Annotated in this window: 17 protein-coding genes; 11 read left to right on the forward strand and 6 right to left on the reverse strand. The window is 60.9% G+C overall.

The annotated features are described in order from the left end of the window. The first annotated feature begins 153 nt into the window (after positions 1 to 153). The 9 genes from NH234_RS01120 to NH234_RS01160 all read left to right on the forward strand — a co-directional run bounded on the left by NH234_RS01120 (position 154) and on the right by NH234_RS01160 (position 10,345). Complete coding sequence (locus tag NH234_RS01120; RefSeq protein ID WP_085733875.1) at positions 154 to 1,461, forward strand: CitMHS family transporter; 1,308 nt, start codon at positions 154 to 156, stop codon at positions 1,459 to 1,461. A 70-nt stretch (positions 1,462 to 1,531) separates the two neighbouring features. Continuing rightward, positions 1,532 to 2,299 carry a TerC family protein gene (locus NH234_RS01125; RefSeq protein WP_085733874.1) on the forward strand — a complete coding sequence of 256 codons (768 nt, stop codon included), beginning with the start codon at positions 1,532 to 1,534 and terminating at the stop codon, positions 2,297 to 2,299. A 213-nt stretch (positions 2,300 to 2,512) separates the two neighbouring features. After that, entirely contained in the window at positions 2,513 to 4,171 is a 1,659-nt protein-coding gene (locus tag NH234_RS01130) for a Na/Pi cotransporter family protein (RefSeq protein WP_367255410.1), read from the forward strand. Between the two features lie 94 nt (positions 4,172 to 4,265). Further along, on the forward strand, positions 4,266 to 5,654 hold the full coding sequence (locus NH234_RS01135) for an insulinase family protein (RefSeq protein WP_085733872.1): 1,389 nt from the start codon (positions 4,266 to 4,268) through the stop codon (positions 5,652 to 5,654). Between the two features lie 95 nt (positions 5,655 to 5,749). Further along, positions 5,750 to 6,778, forward strand: a complete 1,029-nt coding sequence (locus NH234_RS01140) for a DUF5924 family protein (protein ID WP_119429912.1) — start codon at positions 5,750 to 5,752, stop codon at positions 6,776 to 6,778. Between the two features lie 55 nt (positions 6,779 to 6,833). Further along, positions 6,834 to 7,982 carry an ABC transporter permease gene (locus tag NH234_RS01145; RefSeq protein ID WP_085713058.1) on the forward strand — a complete coding sequence of 383 codons (1,149 nt, stop codon included), beginning with the start codon at positions 6,834 to 6,836 and terminating at the stop codon, positions 7,980 to 7,982. Beyond that, a complete protein-coding gene (locus NH234_RS01150; protein ID WP_085733869.1) occupies positions 7,979 to 8,782 on the forward strand; it encodes an ABC transporter ATP-binding protein in 804 nt (267 codons plus the stop codon). The genes NH234_RS01145 and NH234_RS01150 overlap by 4 nt, the downstream gene beginning before the upstream one ends. Position 8,783: 1 nt before the next feature. Then, positions 8,784 to 9,722: an MlaD family protein gene (locus tag NH234_RS01155; protein ID WP_085733868.1), complete on the forward strand. Its 939-nt coding sequence runs from the start codon at positions 8,784 to 8,786 to the stop codon at positions 9,720 to 9,722. Then, positions 9,719 to 10,345 carry an ABC-type transport auxiliary lipoprotein family protein gene (locus tag NH234_RS01160; RefSeq protein WP_367255413.1) on the forward strand — a complete coding sequence of 209 codons (627 nt, stop codon included), beginning with the start codon at positions 9,719 to 9,721 and terminating at the stop codon, positions 10,343 to 10,345. Before NH234_RS01155 ends, NH234_RS01160 begins: the two co-directional genes overlap by 4 nt. A gap of 3 nt (positions 10,346 to 10,348) precedes the next feature. Here NH234_RS01160 and NH234_RS01165 read toward each other — a convergent pair whose 3' ends face one another. The 5 genes from NH234_RS01165 to NH234_RS01185 all read right to left on the reverse strand — a co-directional run bounded on the left by NH234_RS01165 (position 10,349) and on the right by NH234_RS01185 (position 14,693). Continuing rightward, entirely contained in the window at positions 10,349 to 11,578 is a 1,230-nt protein-coding gene (locus NH234_RS01165; RefSeq protein ID WP_085713054.1) for a nucleoside recognition domain-containing protein, read from the reverse strand. 102 nt (positions 11,579 to 11,680) lie between these two features. Further along, positions 11,681 to 13,012, reverse strand: coding sequence for a glutamate/aspartate:proton symporter GltP (gene gltP, locus NH234_RS01170; RefSeq protein ID WP_011331769.1), 1,332 nt, complete (start codon positions 13,010 to 13,012; stop codon positions 11,681 to 11,683). Positions 13,013 to 13,709: 697 nt separating this feature from the next. Beyond that, entirely contained in the window at positions 13,710 to 14,174 is a 465-nt protein-coding gene (locus NH234_RS01175) for an inhibitor of vertebrate lysozyme family protein (RefSeq protein ID WP_367255414.1), read from the reverse strand. A gap of 2 nt (positions 14,175 to 14,176) precedes the next feature. After that, complete coding sequence (locus NH234_RS01180; RefSeq protein WP_003177151.1) at positions 14,177 to 14,341, reverse strand: DUF1328 domain-containing protein; 165 nt, start codon at positions 14,339 to 14,341, stop codon at positions 14,177 to 14,179. Between the two features lie 67 nt (positions 14,342 to 14,408). Beyond that, complete coding sequence (locus NH234_RS01185) at positions 14,409 to 14,693, reverse strand: hypothetical protein (RefSeq protein ID WP_085733865.1); 285 nt, start codon at positions 14,691 to 14,693, stop codon at positions 14,409 to 14,411. Between the two features lie 427 nt (positions 14,694 to 15,120). On the opposite strand from NH234_RS01185, the gene algB reads away from it, so the two are divergent. Together algB and NH234_RS01195 are read left to right on the forward strand one after the other, a co-directional pair. After that, positions 15,121 to 16,467 carry a sigma-54-dependent response regulator transcription factor AlgB gene (gene algB, locus NH234_RS01190; RefSeq protein WP_085733864.1) on the forward strand — a complete coding sequence of 449 codons (1,347 nt, stop codon included), beginning with the start codon at positions 15,121 to 15,123 and terminating at the stop codon, positions 16,465 to 16,467. 10 nt (positions 16,468 to 16,477) lie between these two features. Continuing rightward, positions 16,478 to 18,268 carry a KinB sensor domain-containing domain gene (locus NH234_RS01195; RefSeq protein WP_367255417.1) on the forward strand — a complete coding sequence of 597 codons (1,791 nt, stop codon included), beginning with the start codon at positions 16,478 to 16,480 and terminating at the stop codon, positions 18,266 to 18,268. On the opposite strand, the gene NH234_RS01200 is transcribed toward NH234_RS01195, so the two are convergent. Further along, the gene (locus NH234_RS01200; protein WP_085733862.1) at positions 18,265 to 19,881 is read right to left on the reverse strand and encodes an EAL domain-containing protein; all 1,617 of its coding nucleotides are present in this window, start codon (positions 19,879 to 19,881) and stop codon (positions 18,265 to 18,267) included. The genes NH234_RS01195 and NH234_RS01200 overlap by 4 nt on opposite strands. Between the last annotated feature and the right edge of the window lie 11 nt (positions 19,882 to 19,892).

Here is a 19,892-nt window from a genome sequence, read left to right on the forward strand (position 1 = left end):
CAGGCCCAATTAACAACAACAATGGTGATTCTGATGTCCTCTGTAACCCGCCTCCTTGCTCCAACTCCGCCCGTACGTCTCGTGCTTCCCGTTCTGCGCTGATCCCGCCCGATCCGCTCACTTACCTAGCCGCGCTACGCCTGGAGTATTCCCATGCTGACTTTCCTTGGCTTCGCCATGGTCATCACGTTCATGTTCCTGATCATGACCAAGCGCCTGTCCGCGCTGATCGCTCTGATCATCATCCCGATCCTGTTCGCCCTGTTCGGTGGCTTCGCGCCGAAGATCGGCCCGATGATGCTCGAAGGTATTACCAAGCTTGCGCCGACCGGCGTGATGCTGATGTTCGCGATTCTGTATTTCGCCCTGATGATCGACTCCGGCCTGTTCGACCCGGCTGTGCGCAAGATCCTCAAACTGGTCAAGGGCGACCCGCTGAAAGTTTCGGTCGGCACCGCCGTACTGGCGCTCGTCGTTTCCCTCGATGGTGACGGCGCGACCACTTACATGATCTGCGTGGCCGCCATGCTGCCGCTGTACAGCCGCATCGGCATGAGCCCGCGGATCATGGCCGGCCTGATCATCCTCGCCGGCGGCGTGATGAACATGACCCCATGGGGCGGCCCGACCGCCCGTGCCGCCAGTGCGCTGCACGTGGACCCGTCGGACATCTTCGTACCAATGATCCCGGCGATGGCTGCCGGTGTGGTGGCGATCCTGATCATTGCCTACTTCTACGGCAAACGTGAGCGTGCGCGTCTGGGTGAACTGCACCTGATCGGCGACGAAATCGATCACAGCGAAATCAGCGTGTCGCAGTTCCCGGATGCCCGTCGTCCGAAACTGATCTGGTTCAACGGTCTGCTGACTCTGGCGCTGATGTGCACCCTGATCGCCGGCCTGCTGCCGCTGCCGGTGCTGTTCATGGTGGCGTTCAGTATTGCCATGATCGTCAACTACCCTTGCCTGCAACAGCAGAAGGATCGCGTCGCGGCTCACGCCGGCAGCGTGCTGTCGGTGGTCAGTCTGATCTTCGCGGCGGGCATCTTCACCGGTATCCTGTCGGGCACCGGCATGGTCGATGCCATGTCGAAAAGCCTGCTGGCGGTGATCCCTGATTTCCTCGGCCCGTACCTGGCGGTGATTACCGCGCTGGTGAGCATGCCGTTCACGTTCTTCATGTCGAACGACGCGTTCTACTACGGTGTGCTGCCAGTGTTGTCCGAAGCGGCCAGCCATTACGGCATCACCGCCGTGGAAATGGCCCGTGCCTCGATCGTCGGTCAGCCGGTTCACCTGCTGAGCCCACTGGTGCCGTCGACGTATCTGCTGGTGGCACTGGCCGGGATCGAGTTTGGCGATCACCAGCGTTTCACCCTGAAGTGGGCAGTGCTGGTCTGCCTGTGCATACTGGCCGCAGCCTTGCTGTTGGGGACTTTCCCGCTGTTCAGCACTTTGTAACGGCATCAACTCACCAGAACGCCAGCTGCTTGCTGGCGTCCTGGTTTAACACACGCTCAAAGGAATACACATGGAATGGCTGACCAACCCTGAGATCTGGGTTGCCTTCTTCACCCTGACCGCCCTGGAAATCGTCTTGGGCATCGATAACATCATCATGATTTCGATCCTGGTCAGCCGCATGCCCAAACACATGCAGCAGCGCACCCGGATCTTCGGTCTTGGCCTGGCCATGATCACGCGGATCCTGTTGCTGCTGTCGATCACCTGGGTCATGCGCCTTACCGCCGACCTGTTCGTGGTGTTCGGCCAGGGTATTTCCGGGCGTGACCTGATCCTGTTCTTCGGTGGCTTGTTCCTGCTGTGGAAAAGCTCCCAGGAGATGTACCACGCGCTCGAAGGTGAAGATGAAAGCGAGGAGACGCCCGGCGGCAAGGGCGGCAACTTCCTCTACACCATCATCCAGATCGCGATCATCGACATCGTGTTCTCGCTGGACTCGGTCATTACCGCCGTCGGCATGGTGTCCCATGTGCCGGTCATGGTGGCGGCGATCATCGTGGCGGTGCTGGTGATGATGGCGGCCTCGGGCAAGATCAGCGAATTCATCGACAAGCATCCGTCGCTGAAAATGCTCGCACTGTCGTTCCTGCTGGTGGTCGGCACCGTGCTGATCGCCGAAGCGTTCGACGTGCACGTACCGAAAGGCTACGTCTACTTCGCCATGGGCTTCTCGCTGGCGGTTGAGGCCATCAACATCAAGCTGCGCACTGCGATGGCAAAAAAGAAGAAACAGCAGGATCCGGTGAAACTGCGTAAGGATGTTCCGGGTCAGTAACCGGAACGCTGCGCTGATGATCAAAGGGCCTTCGGGCCCTTTTTTCATGGCTGCATGAACCTGTTTTCATGACGCTTTTGTTTCAATCCCCACTTTAGCTGTGCAATGCTGGCGCCCGGACCGTTAGCCAACTACAGCTTAAGAACAACACGTAGAAATCGCGCGGTATCGTCAACTCGCCCCTTTGGGGCGCTGCAACTACAGGGGGTCTGCATGCTCACCCTGCTCAATCTGCTTTCTGCCGTGGCTCTGCTGATCTGGGGCACGCACATCGTTCGAACCGGCATCCTGCGGGTGTACGGCACCAATCTGCGGCATGTGATCGGCCAGAACATGTCCAGACGCTGGCTCGCCTTCATCGCCGGCATCCTCGTGACCGCGATGGTGCAGAGCAGTAACGCTACCGCCATGCTCGTCACCTCCTTCGTCGGCCAGGGCCTGATGGCGCTGACCCCGGCGTTGACCACCATGCTCGGTGCCGACGTCGGTACGGCGTTGATGGCGCGGGTGCTGACGTTCGATCTGTCATGGCTGTCGCCGCTGCTGATTTTTCTCGGGGTGATTTTCTTTCTGTCGCGCAAACAGACGCGGCTCGGGCAGATGGGTCGTGTAGCCATCGGGCTGGGGCTGATCATTCTGGCGTTGCAACTGATCGTCGAGGCCGCCGGGCCGATCACTCATGCCAAGGGCGTGAAGGTGATTTTTGCCTCGCTGACCGGCGACATCCTGCTCGACGCCCTGGTCGGCGCATTGTTCGCGATGATTTCCTACTCCAGCCTCGCCGCCGTGCTGCTGACCGCAACCCTTGCCGGCGCCAATGTGATCAGCCTGCCGGTGGCGCTCGGTCTGGTGATCGGCGCCAACATCGGCAGCGGCGTGCTGGCGTTCATGAGCACCAGCATGCAGAACTCCGCCGGCCGTCAGGTCGCGCTGGGCAGCCTGTTGTACAAACTGATCGGGCTGTTGCTGATCATCCCGGTGCTCGATCCGCTGGTGCACTGGATCGACAGCCTCGATTACAGCCCGCAGGAAATGGTCATCGGCTTCCACCTGCTCTACAACACCGCGCGCTGCCTGATCCTGCTGCCGACGGTCGCACCCATGGCGCGGCTGTGCGCCTGGCTGTTGCCGGAACGTCCGGAAGTCAATGGCACCGCCAAACCGCGTCACCTCGACCTGACCGCACTGGTCACGCCGAGTCTGGCGCTGGCCAACGCCGCCCGGGAAACCCTGCGCATGGGCGACCTGATCGACAACATGCTCGACGCGACCCTCGACGTGCTGCGCGGCAAACAAACCGCGGTCACCATGGAAATGCGTCGGCTGAACGATGACGTCGAGGCGCTGTACAGCGCGATCAAGCTGTATCTGGCGCAGATGCCACGCGAAGATCTTGGCGAGCAGGACAGTCGACGTTGGGCGGAAATCATCGAGCTGGCGATCAACCTCAAACTTGCCAGCGATCTGATCGAACGCATGTTGCGCAAGGTGCAACAGCAGAAGACCTCGCAGCGCCGCTCGTTTTCCGAAGACGGGCTGGAAGAACTTGCCGGGCTGCACAGCCAATTGATCTCCAATCTGCGGCTGGGGCTGTCGGTGTTTCTCAGCGGTGACAAGGAAAGCGCTCGCCAGTTGCTGCGCGAAAAACGGCGTTTTCGCGCACAGGAACGTCGTCTGGCCCACGCCCATGTCAGCCGTTTGCAACGCAAGATCGTGCAAAGTATCGAGACCAGTTCGCTGCACCTGGAGTTGATTGCTGACATGAAACGTTTGAACTCGCTGTTCTGCAGCAGCGCCTACGTGGTGCTGGAAACCGCCGATACCGGAGCGCTCGAGACCGAAGATATGGCGGACATCACGCATTCGCCTTGAACGTCTGGGGCTGTGGTCAGTCAGTAACTCAAGGTTCAGCCTCACGGCCGTACTGATGACACGGATCTCCAATTCAGCTGTATGGAAGCTCGTTATGCGTTGCCTGTTGTTCGCTTGTCTGCTACTCGGTTCCCTGCCCGCCTTCGCTCTGGATCGTTTCCAGGTCGAAGGTTATGCGCTGCCCAACGGCCTGCAATTGCTGCTCAAGCCCGGCACAGAACGCGGGCACGTGGCGATCAGGCTGGTGGTGGGCGTCGGTCTCGACGACTTCGACTGCAATGAGAAAGAGCTGCCGCACCTGCTCGAACACCTGTTGTTCAGCGGCATCGACGCCACCGGCGAAGGTGGCCTCGAAGAACGTATGCAGGCTTTGGGCGGCGACTGGAACGCCTTCACCAGCAACGCCGACACCACGTTCGTCATCGAAGCCCCGGCGAAAAACCAGCGCAAGGTGCTCGACCTGCTGCTGGACCTGCTGACCCAGACCCGTTTCGACGACAACGCGATCAACGCCGCCAAACGGGTGGTCGAGCGCGAGGATGGCGGCCATTACACCCGTCTGCGACGCTTTCTCGACCGTCAAGACCTGGGCCACAGCGCGAGCAATCAACTGGCGGTCGAGCTGGGCCTGAAATGCCCGCAACGTGCCGAAGTCGAGGGCCTGACCCGCGAACAGCTGGATAAGGTGCGCAAGGCCTGGTACGCACCGAACAACATGACCCTGATCGTCGTCGGCGACCTCGACAAGTTGCTGCCGGCCTATCTGGAGCGGGCGTGGGGCGCGTTGGAAGCGGTCGACCCGAGCGAACACCGGCCGTTGCCGGACATCCGTGCCAGCGCCGCCCACGAACGCACCATCACTCGCGGTTTCATCGGCAACAGCGCCAAGCTGCACTGGCTGGTGCCGGAGCCGGTGCTGGACGATCAGTACGACGAGACTTTCGACCTGCTCAAGGAATATCTGGAGTGGGCGCTTTACCGCGAGTTGCGCTTGAACCATGGCCTGTCCTACGGGCCCTGGGCCGAGCGCGAGGTGTTCGGTGGCGTTGGCTTCATGAGTCTCAACGCCGATCTGGATCGTGGCGATATCACCGAAGCCGAACAGGTGCTGGAAGACCTCAAGGCGGACCTGCTGAAAAATGGTCTTGATGCTGATACGTTCAATCGCATCAAACAGGCAGCCATCGCCCATCAGGCCTGGGCCGTGCAAGGCAACAGCGGCATGGCCGACTATTACTGGAGCGCGTTGGGCGACTACGAGGATGGTCGTTTTGCCAACCCGGCTCTGGAGCTGCAAGGCGTGACGCTGGAAGCCGCGAACAAGGCCATGCGCGAACTGCTGATGCAACCGGGATACCTGCGGATCGAGCAGCCCTTGCTCAGTGATGACGAGGTGTTGTGGCTGGTGGCGGGCGGGCTGGGTGTTCTGCTGCTGATCCTGCTGGGCTGGCGGCTGCATCGTGGTCCCACGGCCAAGTCTTGATCCCGTGGGTTTTTACTGATCGACAGCCTCGCCACAGCCCCCGGCGGGCGGTACTCTGTCGAGGTTTTTTTCTTCGACTGTCGTGAACCGCCCAAATGCCCAAATTGACCCTCCTGATCCAGCGCATCCTCGAACTGATGAAGCGCTACCCCGGGGTCATTGCGCTTGGTGGTTTCATCTCCGGAGTCGGCAGTTTCATCCTGGTCGACCGGCAACAGGGGCTGGCGAGCTGGATCACCACGATCATGCTGCTGAGCTGGATCTGGCTGATGCTGGAAAACAGCCTGACCGAGCTGTTCACCCGAGTCTTTAAACGGGAAATCCCCCAGCCGCTGCTGCGTTATGCGACGCAGATGATCCATCAGGAAAGCCTGTTTTTCGTCCTGCCTTTCTTCTTTATCACCACCACCTGGAACAGCGGCCAACTGGTGTTCACCGGGTTGCTGTGCATCGCCGCGCTGATCTCGATTGTCGACCCGCTCTACTACAAATGGCTGGCGCCCCGGCGCTGGGCGTTCCTTGCGTTGCATACCCTGACATTGTTCGCCGCCCTGCTCACCGCGTTGCCGGTGATCATGCACCTGACCACGTCGCAGAGTTTCAAATGGGCGCTGGGGACTGCCGTGGTGCTGTCGTTCCCGAGCCTGGCGTCGATCTTCCCGATCCGCACCGTGCGCAACGCGCTGGCGATCCTCAGCATCACCATCGGTATCGGCGGCGTCGGCTGGGTCCTGCGTTCGTGGGTGCCGCCGGCGACGCTGTGGATGACTGACGTTGCGATCAGCACCCAGTTGCAGGATCGCACTCCCGGCGCCAGCCTCGAGCAAGTCAGCGCCGAGCAGATCCGCAATGGCGGGCTCTACGCCTACACCGCGATCAACGCGCCGCGCGGGCTTGATGAGCGGATCTATCACGTGTGGCAGTTCAACGGCAAAGAGGTCGACCGCATTGCCCTCGATATCCATGGCGGGCGCAAGGAAGGCTACCGGGCGTGGACCCACAAGCAGGTTTTCCCCGGCAACCCGGTCGGTGACTGGCAGGTGCGAGTGCTGACCGAAGACGACCAGGTGATCGGCGTGCTGCGCTTCGAAGTCACGGACAGCACACCGACCAAAGAAAAGTAATCCGGTTCGTGCTATTACGTAGGTTCGCGAATTCAGCCGAACAAGCACGGAGCTTATGACCAGCAGCTCGATGACCGGTAATGCCCGACTGGACACCACGATCAGCCCTGCCCGCCTGCGGGTCACCGGGGACTGGACGCTTGCCCATTACGCCGAACTCAAGCACCTGAGCGAAACGCTCCGCGGTCAGTACGACGCCAGCACCACCATCGATCTCAACGGCCTCGGCGCCCTCGATACCGCCGGCGCCTCGCTGCTGGTGGAACTGCTCGGCTCCGAGCGTCTGGGCAAATCCGCCGAACATCCCGACTGCACGATTTCCACGGCCGACCGCGCGTTGCTGCAAACCGTGTATCGCTCGCTGACCGATTTCTGCGTTCCGATCAAGGAACCGGAAATCAGCGTCAGCGTGCAACTGCTGACCCGCATCGGCCGGGCCGTCGACACGGTCTGGCAAGACACCCTGCAATTGCTCGGCTTCGTCGGCCTGATCCTCGAAACCATCGCCCGCAGTCTGTTCCGGCCCAAGCGCTGGCGGATCACGCCGATGATCGCGCACATTGAACAGACTGGCCTCGACGCCGCGCCCATCGTGGCGTTGCTGACCTTTCTGGTGGGCGCGGTGGTGGCGTTTCTCGGGGCGACGGTGCTGGCCAGTTTCGGCGCCAGCGTGTTTACCGTGGATCTGGTGGGCTTCGCCTTTCTTCGGGAGTTCGGCGTATTGCTCACGGCAATCCTGATGGCCGGCCGAACCGCCAGTGCCTTTACCGCACAGATCGGCTCGATGAAGGCCAACGAGGAAATCGACGCCATCCGCACCCTCGGCCTCGACCCCATGGAGCTGCTGGTAGTGCCGCGCGTGTTGGCGTTGCTGGTGGCGCTGCCGATGCTGACCTTTCTGGCGATGATCTGCGGGATCATCGGTGGCGCCGTGGTCTGCGCGGTGTCGCTGGATATTTCGCCGGCGATGTTCCTGTCGCTGCTGCAAAGCGACATAGGGATTCAACATTTCCTGGTTGGCCTGGTCAAAGCTCCGATCTTTGCGTTCCTGATTGCCGCCATCGGCTGTCTGGAAGGCTTCAAGGTCAGTGGCAGCGCCGAATCGGTCGGCGCCCACACCACCTCGAGCGTGGTGCAATCGATCTTCGTGGTGATCGTGCTCGATGCGGTCGCCGCGCTGTTTTTCATGGAGATGGGCTGGTGAGTCGTCTACCCCGCGTGCCGTCCGAGGCGGTGATCGAAGTCCGTGGCCTGTGCAATCGCTTCGGCAGCCAGAGCGTGCACGAGAACCTCGATCTGGACTTGTACAAAGGCGAGATCCTGGCCGTGGTCGGTGGTTCCGGCAGCGGCAAGTCGGTGTTGCTGCGCAGCATCGTCGGCTTGCGCCGGCCCAGCGAAGGCAACGTGAAAGTGTTCGGTCAGAACCTGCCGAGCCTGTCCGAGCATGAGCGCTCGTTGGTCGAACGGCGTTTTGGCGTGCTGTTCCAGAAAGGCGCGCTGTTTTCGTCGCTGACCGTCACCGAGAACGTCGCTCTGCCCCTGATCGAACATGCCGGCCTGAGCCGTGACGACGCCGAGCATCTGGCGGCGGTGAAGCTGGCGCTGGCCGGGCTGCCGCTGTCGGCGGCAGACAAATACCCGGCGTCGCTGTCCGGCGGCATGATCAAGCGGGCGGCGCTGGCCCGGGCGCTGGCACTGGACCCGGATATCCTGTTTCTCGACGAACCCACTGCCGGTCTCGATCCGATTGGTGCGGCGCAGTTCGACCAATTGATCCTGACCCTGCGCGATGCGCTGGGCCTGAGTGTGTTTCTGGTGACCCACGACCTCGACACGCTCTACACCATCACCGACCGGGTGGCAGTGCTGGCGCAGAAGAAAGTGCTGGTGGCCGGGCCCATCGACGTGGTCTCGGAAACCGACGACGCGTGGATTCACGAATATTTCCACGGCCCTCGCGGCCGCTCGGCGCTGGACGCCGCCAAACTGCTCAACGAGGTCTGACATGGAAACCCGAGCCCATCATGTGTTGATCGGCCTGTTCACGGTGATTGTGGTGGCCGGCGCCCTGCTCTTCGGCCTTTGGCTGGCGAAATCCAGCGTCGACACCGAGTTCAAGGATTACGAAATCGTCTTCAACGAGGCGGTCAGCGGCCTGTCCCGGGGCAGCCCGGTGCAGTACAGCGGGATCAAGGTCGGCGACGTGGTCAGCCTGCGGCTCGATCCGCAGGACCCACGCCGGGTGCTGGCGCGGATTCGCCTCGGCGGCGACACGCCGGTCAAGGAGGACACCCTGGCCAAACTGGCCCTGGCCGGGATCACCGGCACTTCGATCATCCAGCTCAGCGGCGGCACGCCGGAAAGTCCGAAACTGCGCGGCCATGACGGCAATTTGCCGACCATCGTCGCCTCGCCCTCGCCTATCTCGCGGCTGCTCAATGACAGCAACGACCTGATGAGCGGGGTCAGTACGCTGCTGAGCAATGCCAATCAGATGTTCTCCTCCGACAACATCGAGCGCGTGAGCAAAACCCTCGAGCACCTGGAGCAGACCACCGGTTCGATCAATGATCAGCGCGGTGACCTGCGCCAGGCCATGCAACAACTGGCGACCGTCGGCAAACAGGCCGGCAGCATGCTCGAGCAGACATCGCTGCTGATGCGCAATGCCAACGGCCTGCTCAACGATCAGGGCAAACAGGCGCTGGGCAGCGCCGAACAAGCGATGAAGTCGCTGGAACAGAGCAGCGCCACCATCAACGGCTTGCTCAGCAAGAACCAGAATTCCCTCGACAGCGGCATGCAGGGCCTCAACGGCCTTGCGCCGGCAGTGCGCGAACTGCGTGAAACCCTGACCTCGCTGCGGGCCATTTCCCAACGTCTGGAGGCCAACCCCAGTGGTTACCTGCTGGGCAGTGACAAGAACAAGGAGTTCACGCCATGAAGCTGATTCGCCTCGCCCTCCTCGCCGGCTTCACGCTGATCGGCGCCTGCTCGATCCTGCCCAAGTCCGAGCCGCTGGACGTCTACCGCTTGCCGGCCGCACAGGCGCCCGCCTCGGCCAGCTCGGCGGCGACTCAGCACTGGTCGCTGCGCCTGAACAAATTGCAGGCCAGCGAGACGCTGAACCGACCGGGCATCGCGGTGATTCCCCAAGGTGACGTGATCAGCAGCTATAAGGCTTCGCGTTGGAGTGATCCGGCACCCGTGCTGGTGCGTAATCGGCTGCTCGATGGTTTCCAGCGTGACGGCCGGGTGTCGCTGTTGAGTACCGATGACAGCAATTTTGCTGCGGATCTTGAGCTGGGCGGCAGCTTGCAGGCGTTTCAGACCGAGTACCAGGGCAATCAGGCCAGCGTAGTCGTGCGGGTGGATGCGTTGCTGGTACGCGGCTATGACCAGAAGATTCTCGCCAGCCGCCGCTTTGAAGAGCGCCAGCCGCTAAGCGATCTGCAGGTGCCGGCGGTGGTGGCCGGATTCGGTCAGGCCAGTGATCGCCTCACCGCGAAGGTCGTGGCATGGGCGGTGGAGCAAGGGCAGAAAGTTGCCCCACCTGCCCGGCCTTGAGCCTTAACCGAAGAACCAATAGCAGACGCCGATAGCGCCGAGCACACCTGCCAGCTCGGCCAGCAATGCGCAACCGACGGCATGCCGGGCGCGCTGGATGCCCACCGCGCCGAAGTACACCGCCAGCACGTAGAACGTGGTCTCTGTGCTGCCCTGGATCGTCGCCGCCACCAGCGCCGGGAAGCTGTCGACGCCGGAGGTTTTCATGGTTTCGATGAGCATTGCCCGGGCGGCGCTGCCGGAGAACGGTTTGACCATCGCGGTCGGCAGCGCATCGACGAAGCGCGTGTCCCACCCTGCCCACTGCACCAGATGACGAATGCCGTCGAGGCCAAAATCCAATGCGCCTGACGCGCGCAATACGCCGATCGCACAAAGCATCGCCACCAGATACGGCAGCAGGTTCTTGGCGACGTCAAAACCTTCCTTCGCTCCTTCGACGAATGCCTCGTAGACCTTCACCTTGCGCAATGCGCCGATCACCAGGAACAGCATGATCAGGCCGAACAGCGTCAGGTTGCCGAGGATCGACGACAGCCCCGCCAGCGCAGTGGCGGACATCGTCGCGAGCAACGCCATGAAGCCGCCGAGAATCAGCGCGCCGGGGATCAGGTAAGCCAGCACCACCGGGTCCCAGACCCGCAGGCGCTGCATGAACGCCACCGACAGGAAGCCGACGATGGTCGAGCAACTGGTGGCCAGCAGGATTGGCAGGAACACCAGCGTCGGGTCCGGCGCGCCTTGCTGGGCGCGGTACATGAAGATCGTCACCGGCAACAGGGTCAGGGACGACGCGTTGAGCACCAGAAACAGGATCTGCGCGTTGCTGGCGATCGTCGAGCTGGGGTTGAGTTCCTGCAGCGCCTTCATTGCCTTCAGGCCGATCGGCGTGGCGGCGTTGTCCAGGCCCAGGCCGTTGGCGGCGAAGTTCAGGGTAATCAGGCCCAGCGCCGGATGCCCGGCCGGCACCTCCGGCATCAGCCGCAGGAACAGCGGCCCGAGTACCTTGGCCAGCCATTCGACAATCCCGGCTTTCTCGGCAATGCGCAGGAATCCCAGCCACAGGGTCAGGGTGCCGAACAACAGCACCATGACTTCGACCGACAGCTTGGCCATGGCAAAAATACTTTCCACCATCGCCGCGAAGATTCCGGCGTTACCGCCGACCAGCCACTGCACCAGTGCCGACACGGCTGCCACGATGAAGAAGCCAAGCCACAGGCCATTAAGCATCAGTCAAATCCCCCGGAAGATGCGGCGAATGATAGCGGGGTCGCCAGAAACGACAAACCCCGGATTTCTCCGGGGTTTGTCAGGGTGCCTTGCGGGCGGGGATCAGTTTTTCGAAACGTCACCGGCCGGCAGTTTTTCCTTGCTGCGCCAGTGCGGCAGCGAGTTCCAGTAGCGCTGGCCTTTCGCGTCGTCGTACATGCCTTCCCAACGTGCGATGACCAGTACGGCGAGGGCGTTGCCGATGACGTTCAGGGCGGTACGCGCCATGTCCATCACACGGTCGACACCGGCGATGAAGGCCAAGCCTTCCAGCGGAATACCCACGCTGCCCAGAGTGGCCAGCAGTACCACGAAGGACACGCCCGGCACACCGGCGATACCTTTGGAGGTAACCATCAGGGTCAGGACCAGCAGCAGTTGCTGGCTGATCGACAGGTCGATGCCGTACAGCTGAGCAATAAAGATGGCTGCGATGGACTGATACAGGGTCGAACCGTCTAGGTTGAACGAGTAACCGGTCGGCACCACGAAGCTGCAGATGGCTTTCGGTGCGCCGTAGGCTTCCATCTTCTCGATCACGCGTGGCAGCACGGTTTCCGAGGAAGCGGTGGAGTAAGCCAGCACCAGCTCATCCTTGAAGATGCGCATCAGCTTGATCACCGAGAAACCGAACATCTTGGCGATCAGGCCCAGAATCACGAAGGCGAAGAAGGCGATGGCGACGTAAACCAGAATCACCAGTTTGGCCAGCGGCAGCAGCGAAGCGAAACCGAAGTTGGCCACGGTCACCGCGATCAGGGCGAACACACCAATTGGCGCGTAGTTCATGATCATGTGGGTGACTTTGAACATGCTTTCCGAGACGCCCTGGAACATCTTCACCAGCGGCTCGCGCAGGTCCGACTGCAGGCTCGACAGACCAAGACCGAACAGCACGGAGAAGAAGATGATCGGCAGCATCTCGCCGCGAGCCATGGCCGCGAAGATGTTCGACGGAATCAGGTTGAGGATGGTCTCGATGAACGCGTGTTCATGCTGTACTTCGGCGGCGGTTGCCTGATACTTGGAGATGTCCACGGTGCCCAGGGTGCTCATGTCGATACCGGCACCCGGATGGAACAGGTTGGCCAGCAGCAGGCCGACGACAATGGCGATGGTGGTGACGATTTCGAAGTAGATGATGGTTTTCAGGCCGATACGCCCGAGCTTCTTGGCGTCGCCCACGCCGGCGATGCCGACGATAAGGGAAGAAATGACGATCGGGATCACGATCATCTTGATCAGACGGATAAAGATATCGCCTGCCGGTTGCAGGACGTTGCTGATCCACCAGGCCTTTTCGGCACTGAAATGGTTGAGCAACGCACCGATTGCAATCCCCAATACCAGACCGATGAGGATCTGCCAGGCGAGGCTAAGCTTTGCCTTCTTCATATTCTTTACCCTTACTTGCGTTTGACTCAAGGCACATGCAGGAACTGGAACGCTCTTGGCGGAAAAGTCTGTGCATCTGCCTCCGTATAAGGTGCCCCGAAGCGCGTGTTTACGGCTCTCCGGCAGGCGAAAAAAGGCGCAACTATTCCGATGCGGGGTTGCGCCGTCTAATGCCGTAAACGCCTACCCTATGCCGAATCGGCATGAGCTTTTTTAAATGAAACTGGCGTCCCAACCGGTTCGAATACGACATTTCGGCAGGCATAAGTGCCGTGAACCGGCCATTACAGCGTAGATTGGTTATTTTTTGAACGAGTGATTTCGACGAAAATTTTCGGAAAAAGCCTACGTTTGGAATCTAAAACGCCGACTGGCTTTATCGACTCTTTCTCGATATACGGTCGCGAGGAAACACCGCGAAACGCTTTTCGCGCGCAGTGTGATCGATAAAAAGACGAGCAGAACGCTCTGGATCAATGTTTTGTCACTTTGAAAGCTCAGCGCAAGTCCGTCGAACCGCTCCGGGTTGGCGAACTTGCGTCGCAGCTTTTACCCTGACCCGGCCCTCATCGCAGGCACTCCCTGTACCCGTAGGTCACTCCGACCCTGCAACAGTCAGAACGTCCCGGCCCCCTGGTCATGCACCGGCCTTCCTCGGGCAGGCGCAATGGAAGGCAGCTATCGACTGCCTTCATGTTCAATACCAGTTCGGATCTTTCTTCAGCGTTTCCATCAACAGATCCTGCATGCCCTGATCGGGTTTGCCGAGGAAGCGGTAGGTGGCATGTCGCGTGGGCGACTTGTCGGCCGGCAATCCTTCGGGCACATCGACCAGCATGGCGTAAGCGTGTTTCTTGTCGAAGCTGAATGCGACGATCAAGCGATGGTTGAGGCATTTGTCCTGCGATTCGCAGAGCGGCCCGACCAGATACTTGTCGCCGTCTTCAGTGACGGCATTCATCTGTTGGTCTGGCGTACCGGAGAGGTTCATCACCCATTCCGGCAGGCGTTCTTCCTTCTTCACCACGCCTTCCCAGGTTTCCCTGTAGTGCGGGTCCGAACTCAAAAGCTCATTGACCCGCGTCTGGCCATCATTGGCCGCCATCGCCACGGCACTACCGCCCAGAAGCAGGGCGGCTGCCAGTGTCTTTAAAGCACTCATGGTCAACCTCGGCCGCGACGGCCAAAGAAGAACGAGGCGATGAACATCACCAGGAACACGACAAAGAGAATTTTGGCGATACCCGTGGCGGTGCCCGCGATACCACCGAAGCCCAGTACTGCAGCGATGATGGCAATGATCAGGAATGTGATTGCCCAGCTCAACATGGTGATTCTCCTTGTTTCTATTTAGGGGTGTTGCCGGTCTCGGCGCAACGGCGCCCAGATTCGTTGATTAGAAAACCCAGCGTTCTTCGCGTGGCATGTCGCCCAGCGGCTGCGGCTGGTCGACGTCCATCATGCGCATCGCACCGTTGTCGGACTGGCTGCTGCTGACGGCGCTGAAGTGCGTTTGCGTAGCGTGCTGCATGGAGATCAGGGGCTCAGGCTGCTGACTCTGTTCCCAGCGCAGGTATTGCTGGCAGGCGATCAGGGTAATCAGCAGCGCAAGTGCGCCAAACAGAGCCTGCTGCAGATGCAGCGGCGAGATACGCATTTGGGCGGCACGTTGGCGAGTCATCCTGGGTTCCTCACTCTTATTCGGTTAGGGCAGTGCATATCTGCCCGGGCTGAGAGAGGTATTGCAGCCTGCATGCCAGCTTTTTTGTTTTAAAAAAACTAATAAAAACAGTTAGTTATAAACATAATGAGAAATCATGACGACGCATCCTGCACGATGGCTCATCCACGGTCGTGCGAATTGCACGAATGCTTCGTAGGAGAAATCATTCTTTTTGAATTGAGAGCAGGGTGCGGATGTCAGAAAAGAAAGCAGGCAAATGCCTGAAAAACGCCGGTTGTTTAAAAAATCAACAAATTCAGTGAATTAGCCGTGAGGGCAGGAGAGAGCTACCCTGCTATGACTGGAATCGATCAGAATCAACCATGCAACTTGCCCGATTTTTCCGGGACTAACCCAAGACATTCACTTATGGAGCGTAGGAAAAATGGAATCAGCCACTGAGCACCAAGGCCGCATTCTGCTGGTGGACGATGAATCCGCCATCCTGCGAACCTTCCGTTATTGCCTCGAAGACGAAGGTTATTCGGTCGCCACCGCCAACAGCGCAGCCCAGGCTGATGCGCTGCTGCAGCGTCAGGTGTTTGATCTGTGCTTCCTCGATCTGCGCCTCGGCGAAGACAACGGCCTCGACGTGCTGGCACAAATGCGTATTCAGGCGCCGTGGATGCGGGTGGTGATCGTCACCGCGCATTCGGCTGTCGATACGGCGGTGGACGCGATTCAGGCCGGTGCTGCCGATTATCTGGTCAAACCATGCAGCCCTGACCAGTTGCGTCTGGCCACCGCCAAGCAGCTCGAGGTCCGCCAGCTCTCGGCGCGTCTGGAAGCCCTCGAAGGCGAGATCCGCAAACCCAAGGATGGTCTCGATTCCCACAGCCCGGCGATGAAAGTCGTACTGGAAACCGCGCGGCAGGTGGCGAGCACCGACGCCAATATCCTGATCCTCGGCGAGTCCGGCACCGGTAAAGGTGAGCTGGCCCGGGCGATTCACGGCTGGAGCAAGCGCGAGAAGAAATCCTGCGTCACCATCAATTGCCCGTCGCTGACCGCCGAACTGATGGAAAGCGAGCTGTTCGGTCACAGTCGCGGCGCGTTCACCGGGGCCAGCGAAAGCACGCTGGGTCGGGTCAATCAGGCGGATGGTGGCACGCTGTTTCTCGACGAAATCGGCGACTTTCCTCTGACGTTGCAACCCAAGTTGCTGCGTTTTATCCAGGACAAGGAATACGAGCGGGTAGGGGATCCGGTTACTCGCCGCGCCGATGTGCGCATCCTCGCAGCCACCAACCTCAATCTAGAGGACATGGTGCGCGACGGGCGATTCCGCGAAGACCTGCTGTATCGTCTGAACGTCATCACCCTGCATTTGCCACCGTTGCGTGAGCGGGCCGAAGACATCCTGACCCTGGCCGACCGCTTCCTCGCCCGTTTCGTGAAGGAATACGCGCGCCCGGCCCGTGGCTTCAGTGACGAGGCCCGGGAAGCACTGTTGGGTTACCGCTGGCCCGGCAACATCCGTGAGCTGCGCAACGTGGTCGAGCGTGCGAGCATCATTTGCCCGCAGGAACGCGTGGAAATCAGCCACCTCGGTATGGCTGAACAGCCGGCCAACAATGCCCCGCGGGTTGGCGCGGCCTTGAGCCTCGACGAGCTCGAGAAGGCTCATATCGGCGCAGTGCTGGCGACCGCCGGCACCCTCGACCAGGCTGCCAAGACCCTCGGGATCGATGCCTCGACCCTGTATCGCAAGCGCAAGCAGTACAACCTGTGAGCGTGCGCCGATGAAACTGGCGATGAAGTTGCGGACCCGCTTGTTCCTGAGCATTTCCGCGCTGATCACCGTGGCCTTGCTCGGGCTTATGCTCGGGCTGGTCAGCGTGATGCAGATGGCCGGTAATCAGGAGGCGCTGATTCGCAACAACTTCGTCACCCTCGACCTGGGCCTCAAGCTGCGCCAGACCCTGGGCGATCAACTGATCATGATGCTTGCCGAGAAGCCCGATCCGGTGGCCTTCGAAGCATCGAAACAGCATTACTTCGAACTGCTCGACGAGGGCATCGCCCAGGAACAGAAGGACGACGGACGCCAGTACGGGTTCAGTCAGGCCAAAGCGGATTATCTGAATTTCCTCCAGGCGTTCGATGTGTCCCGCGACCCGGCTGCAGCCCTGAGCGGCAGCGGCGATCTGCGTGAACGCTTCAACACCCTGCGCAACGGCTTGATCGCTGAACACAAGCACGCACTGGATAACATCAACTCCGTACAACACGCCGCCCGCGACCGGGCCCTGCTGATTGCCGGCCTGTTAGGGCTGGTGGGGCTGGCGGTGTTGATCATCGGCTTCATCACCGCTCAAGGAATTGCCCGCCGGTTCGGTGCACCGATCGAGGCGCTGGCGAAAGCGGCGGACAACATCGGCCAGGGCAATTTCGAAGTGACTCTGCCGGTGTCCTCGGCCATGGAAATCAACCTGTTGACCCGGCGTTTCGGGCTGATGGCCGAAGCGCTGCGCGAGCATCAGGCGACCAATGTCGATGAACTACTGGCCGGGCAGCAGCGGTTGCAGGCCGTGCTCGACAGTATCGATGACGGCTTGCTGATGATCGACCGCCAGGGGCATCTGGAGCACTTGAACCCGGTGGCCCAGCGGCAATTGGGCTGGGACAGCGACCGTTTCGGCGAAGGCCTGGGCACGGCGCTCCAGCGCCCGGAGCTGGATGCACAACTGCAACTGGTGCTGCGCGGTGGCTCCCTTGAGCGCGCGCCTGAAGACCTGAGCATCGAAGTCGATGGCGAGTCGCGACTACTGACCTACAGCCTGACGCCAGTCAGCCACACCCAGGGGCATATCCTCGGTGCGGTGATGGTGTTGCACGACGTCACCGAACAGCGTGCCTTTGAACGGGTGCGCAGCGAATTCGTGTTGCGCGCGTCCCACGAATTGCGCACACCGGTGACTGGCATGCACATGGCATTCGGGTTGTTTCGCGAGCGGGCGAAGTTTCCGGCCGAATCCCGCGAATCGGACCTGCTCGACACGGTCAATGAAGAAATGCAGCGCTTGATGCAGTTGATCAACGACTTGCTGAATTTCTCGCGATATCAAAGCGGTTTGCAGAAACTCACGCTGGCGCCGTGCTCCATCGAGGATTTGCTGGCTCAGGCGCAATCACGTTTTGCCGAGACGGCGGCGCAGAAGGGCGTTGCGTTGAACGTCGAGGTACAGAGCCCCTTGCCACGGTTGCAGGCTGATAAGGCGCAACTGGATCGGGTCCTGGACAACCTGATCGACAACGCCTTGCGTCACACCGCCCGCGACGGCCTGATCCGTTTGCAGGCGCGCCGCCACGGCGAGCGGGTGATCATCAGCGTCGAGGACAATGGCGAAGGCATCGCCTACGGTCAGCAAGGGCGGATCTTCGAACCGTTCGTTCAGGTCGGACGTAAAAAGGGCGGGGCCGGGCTCGGGCTGGCGCTGTGCAAGGAGATCGTCCAGTTGCACGGCGGGCGGATGGGCGTCTATTCGCGGCCGGGGCAGGGCACGCAGTTCTACATGGCGCTGGCGGTCTAGGCTTCGTCGTCCATCCGCCGGCCGGCGAGCCGCCGCCCTCGGGTGATCAGCTCGATGAATTGCACGGCGCTCAAGGCATGGGCGAACAACCAGCCCTGACCGAACTTCACGCCTTCGCTGCTGAGTAGCGCCGCCTGGGATTCATATTCGATGCCTTCGGCGATTACTTTCAGATCCAGTGCCTGGGCCATGTGAATGATGTGCGGTGCCACGCCGCTGCTGGCGGCGTCATGGCCGAGCGCATCGATGAACGCCTTGTCGATTTTCAGGCAATCCACCGGCAGGGTCTGCAGGTAGGCGAGGCTGCAATAGCCGGTGCCGAAATCGTCGATCAGCACTTGATGACCGACATCGCGCAGCGCTTGCAGGTTTTCCCGCGCCACCACCACATCGATCAGGCCGCGCTCGGTCACTTCGAACGCAATCTGCCGTGCCGCCACCCGATGCAGGGTCAGCAGCCGTGCCATGACCTGGCCGATGCGCGGCACCATCACGTCACAGGCCGCCAGGTTCACCGAGATGTACAACTGCGGGTTGGCCCGCAGCAATTGACCCAGTTGCTCCAACAGGCGCTGGAGGACGAAATCGGTCATCTGGCGGATCTGTCCGGTGTTTTCCGCCATCGGGATAAACAGGTCGGGGCTGGTCAGCGTGCCGTCCGGCCGGCGCCAGCGCAGCAGGGCTTCGGCGCCGACGCAGTTGCGGCTGTCGAGGTCGAAGATCGGTTGATACAGCACCTGCAACTCGCCCCGGCGGATCGCGCCGTGCAGCTCGGCATCCAGAGACTGACGCTGACGCACGATCCAGAACACCAGCACACCCACCAGCGCTCCGAGCACCAGACAGAACGGCACCATCCACCACCACAGCTCCGGAATGTGCATGCCTGTGCGCGGACTGATCAGTACCAACTGATATTCCGGGTTGTCGGTGGGCATGCGATAGATGAGATGTGTCTGGGTAACCTGCAACGCGTCGGTGGACTTCGGTGGCCACGGTTCAGTGGGCGGCCAGGCCTGTGGCACGCCAAGCACCGGAATCGCCCGGGTTCCGTGATCCAGCACCACCAGCAGGCTGCTGCCGGGGGACAGGTCGACCATGTCGGTCAGATGCCCGCGGGAAGTAGCTACGCGAAAGTTGCCGCGCCCGAGCATCAGCGCCGCGCGGTTTTCATCGGGTTCGGTGGTGGTATTCAACCAGTAGCTGTAGGTCGGGCCCTTGATGTCCGGCGGGCGGACGACTGACAGGCCTTCCTGGCGCGGGCGGTTGGAACAGATGCGCGAGGCATCCATGTAGGCGGCTTCATAGACGAAGCGATAGTTGAAGGTCACTTGCTGCAGCGTGGCGATCATTTCGTCATCGCAACTGCGAAGGGGCTGGGCCTCGAGGTCGTCGAGGCTTTCACGCAACTGGCCGAACAATTGCTCGAGGCGGGCTAGGAAACGCTCGCCTTGGGCGTTCATTTCCTGGCTTTCGTTTTGTTCGACCTGATGCATGGCGACGAACAATCCGCCGGTAATCAGCAGGCCTGCACTGAGGACAGCCGCCAGCATCGCCAGAAACCAGGGGCGATAGAACCAGCTACGCAGCGTCTCTCGGGTAGCAACCATCATGGATATCCGAA

Origin of the sequence: Pseudomonas sp. stari2, assembly GCF_040760005.1 — a bacterium.
Classification (GTDB): Bacteria; Pseudomonadota; Gammaproteobacteria; order Pseudomonadales; family Pseudomonadaceae; genus Aquipseudomonas.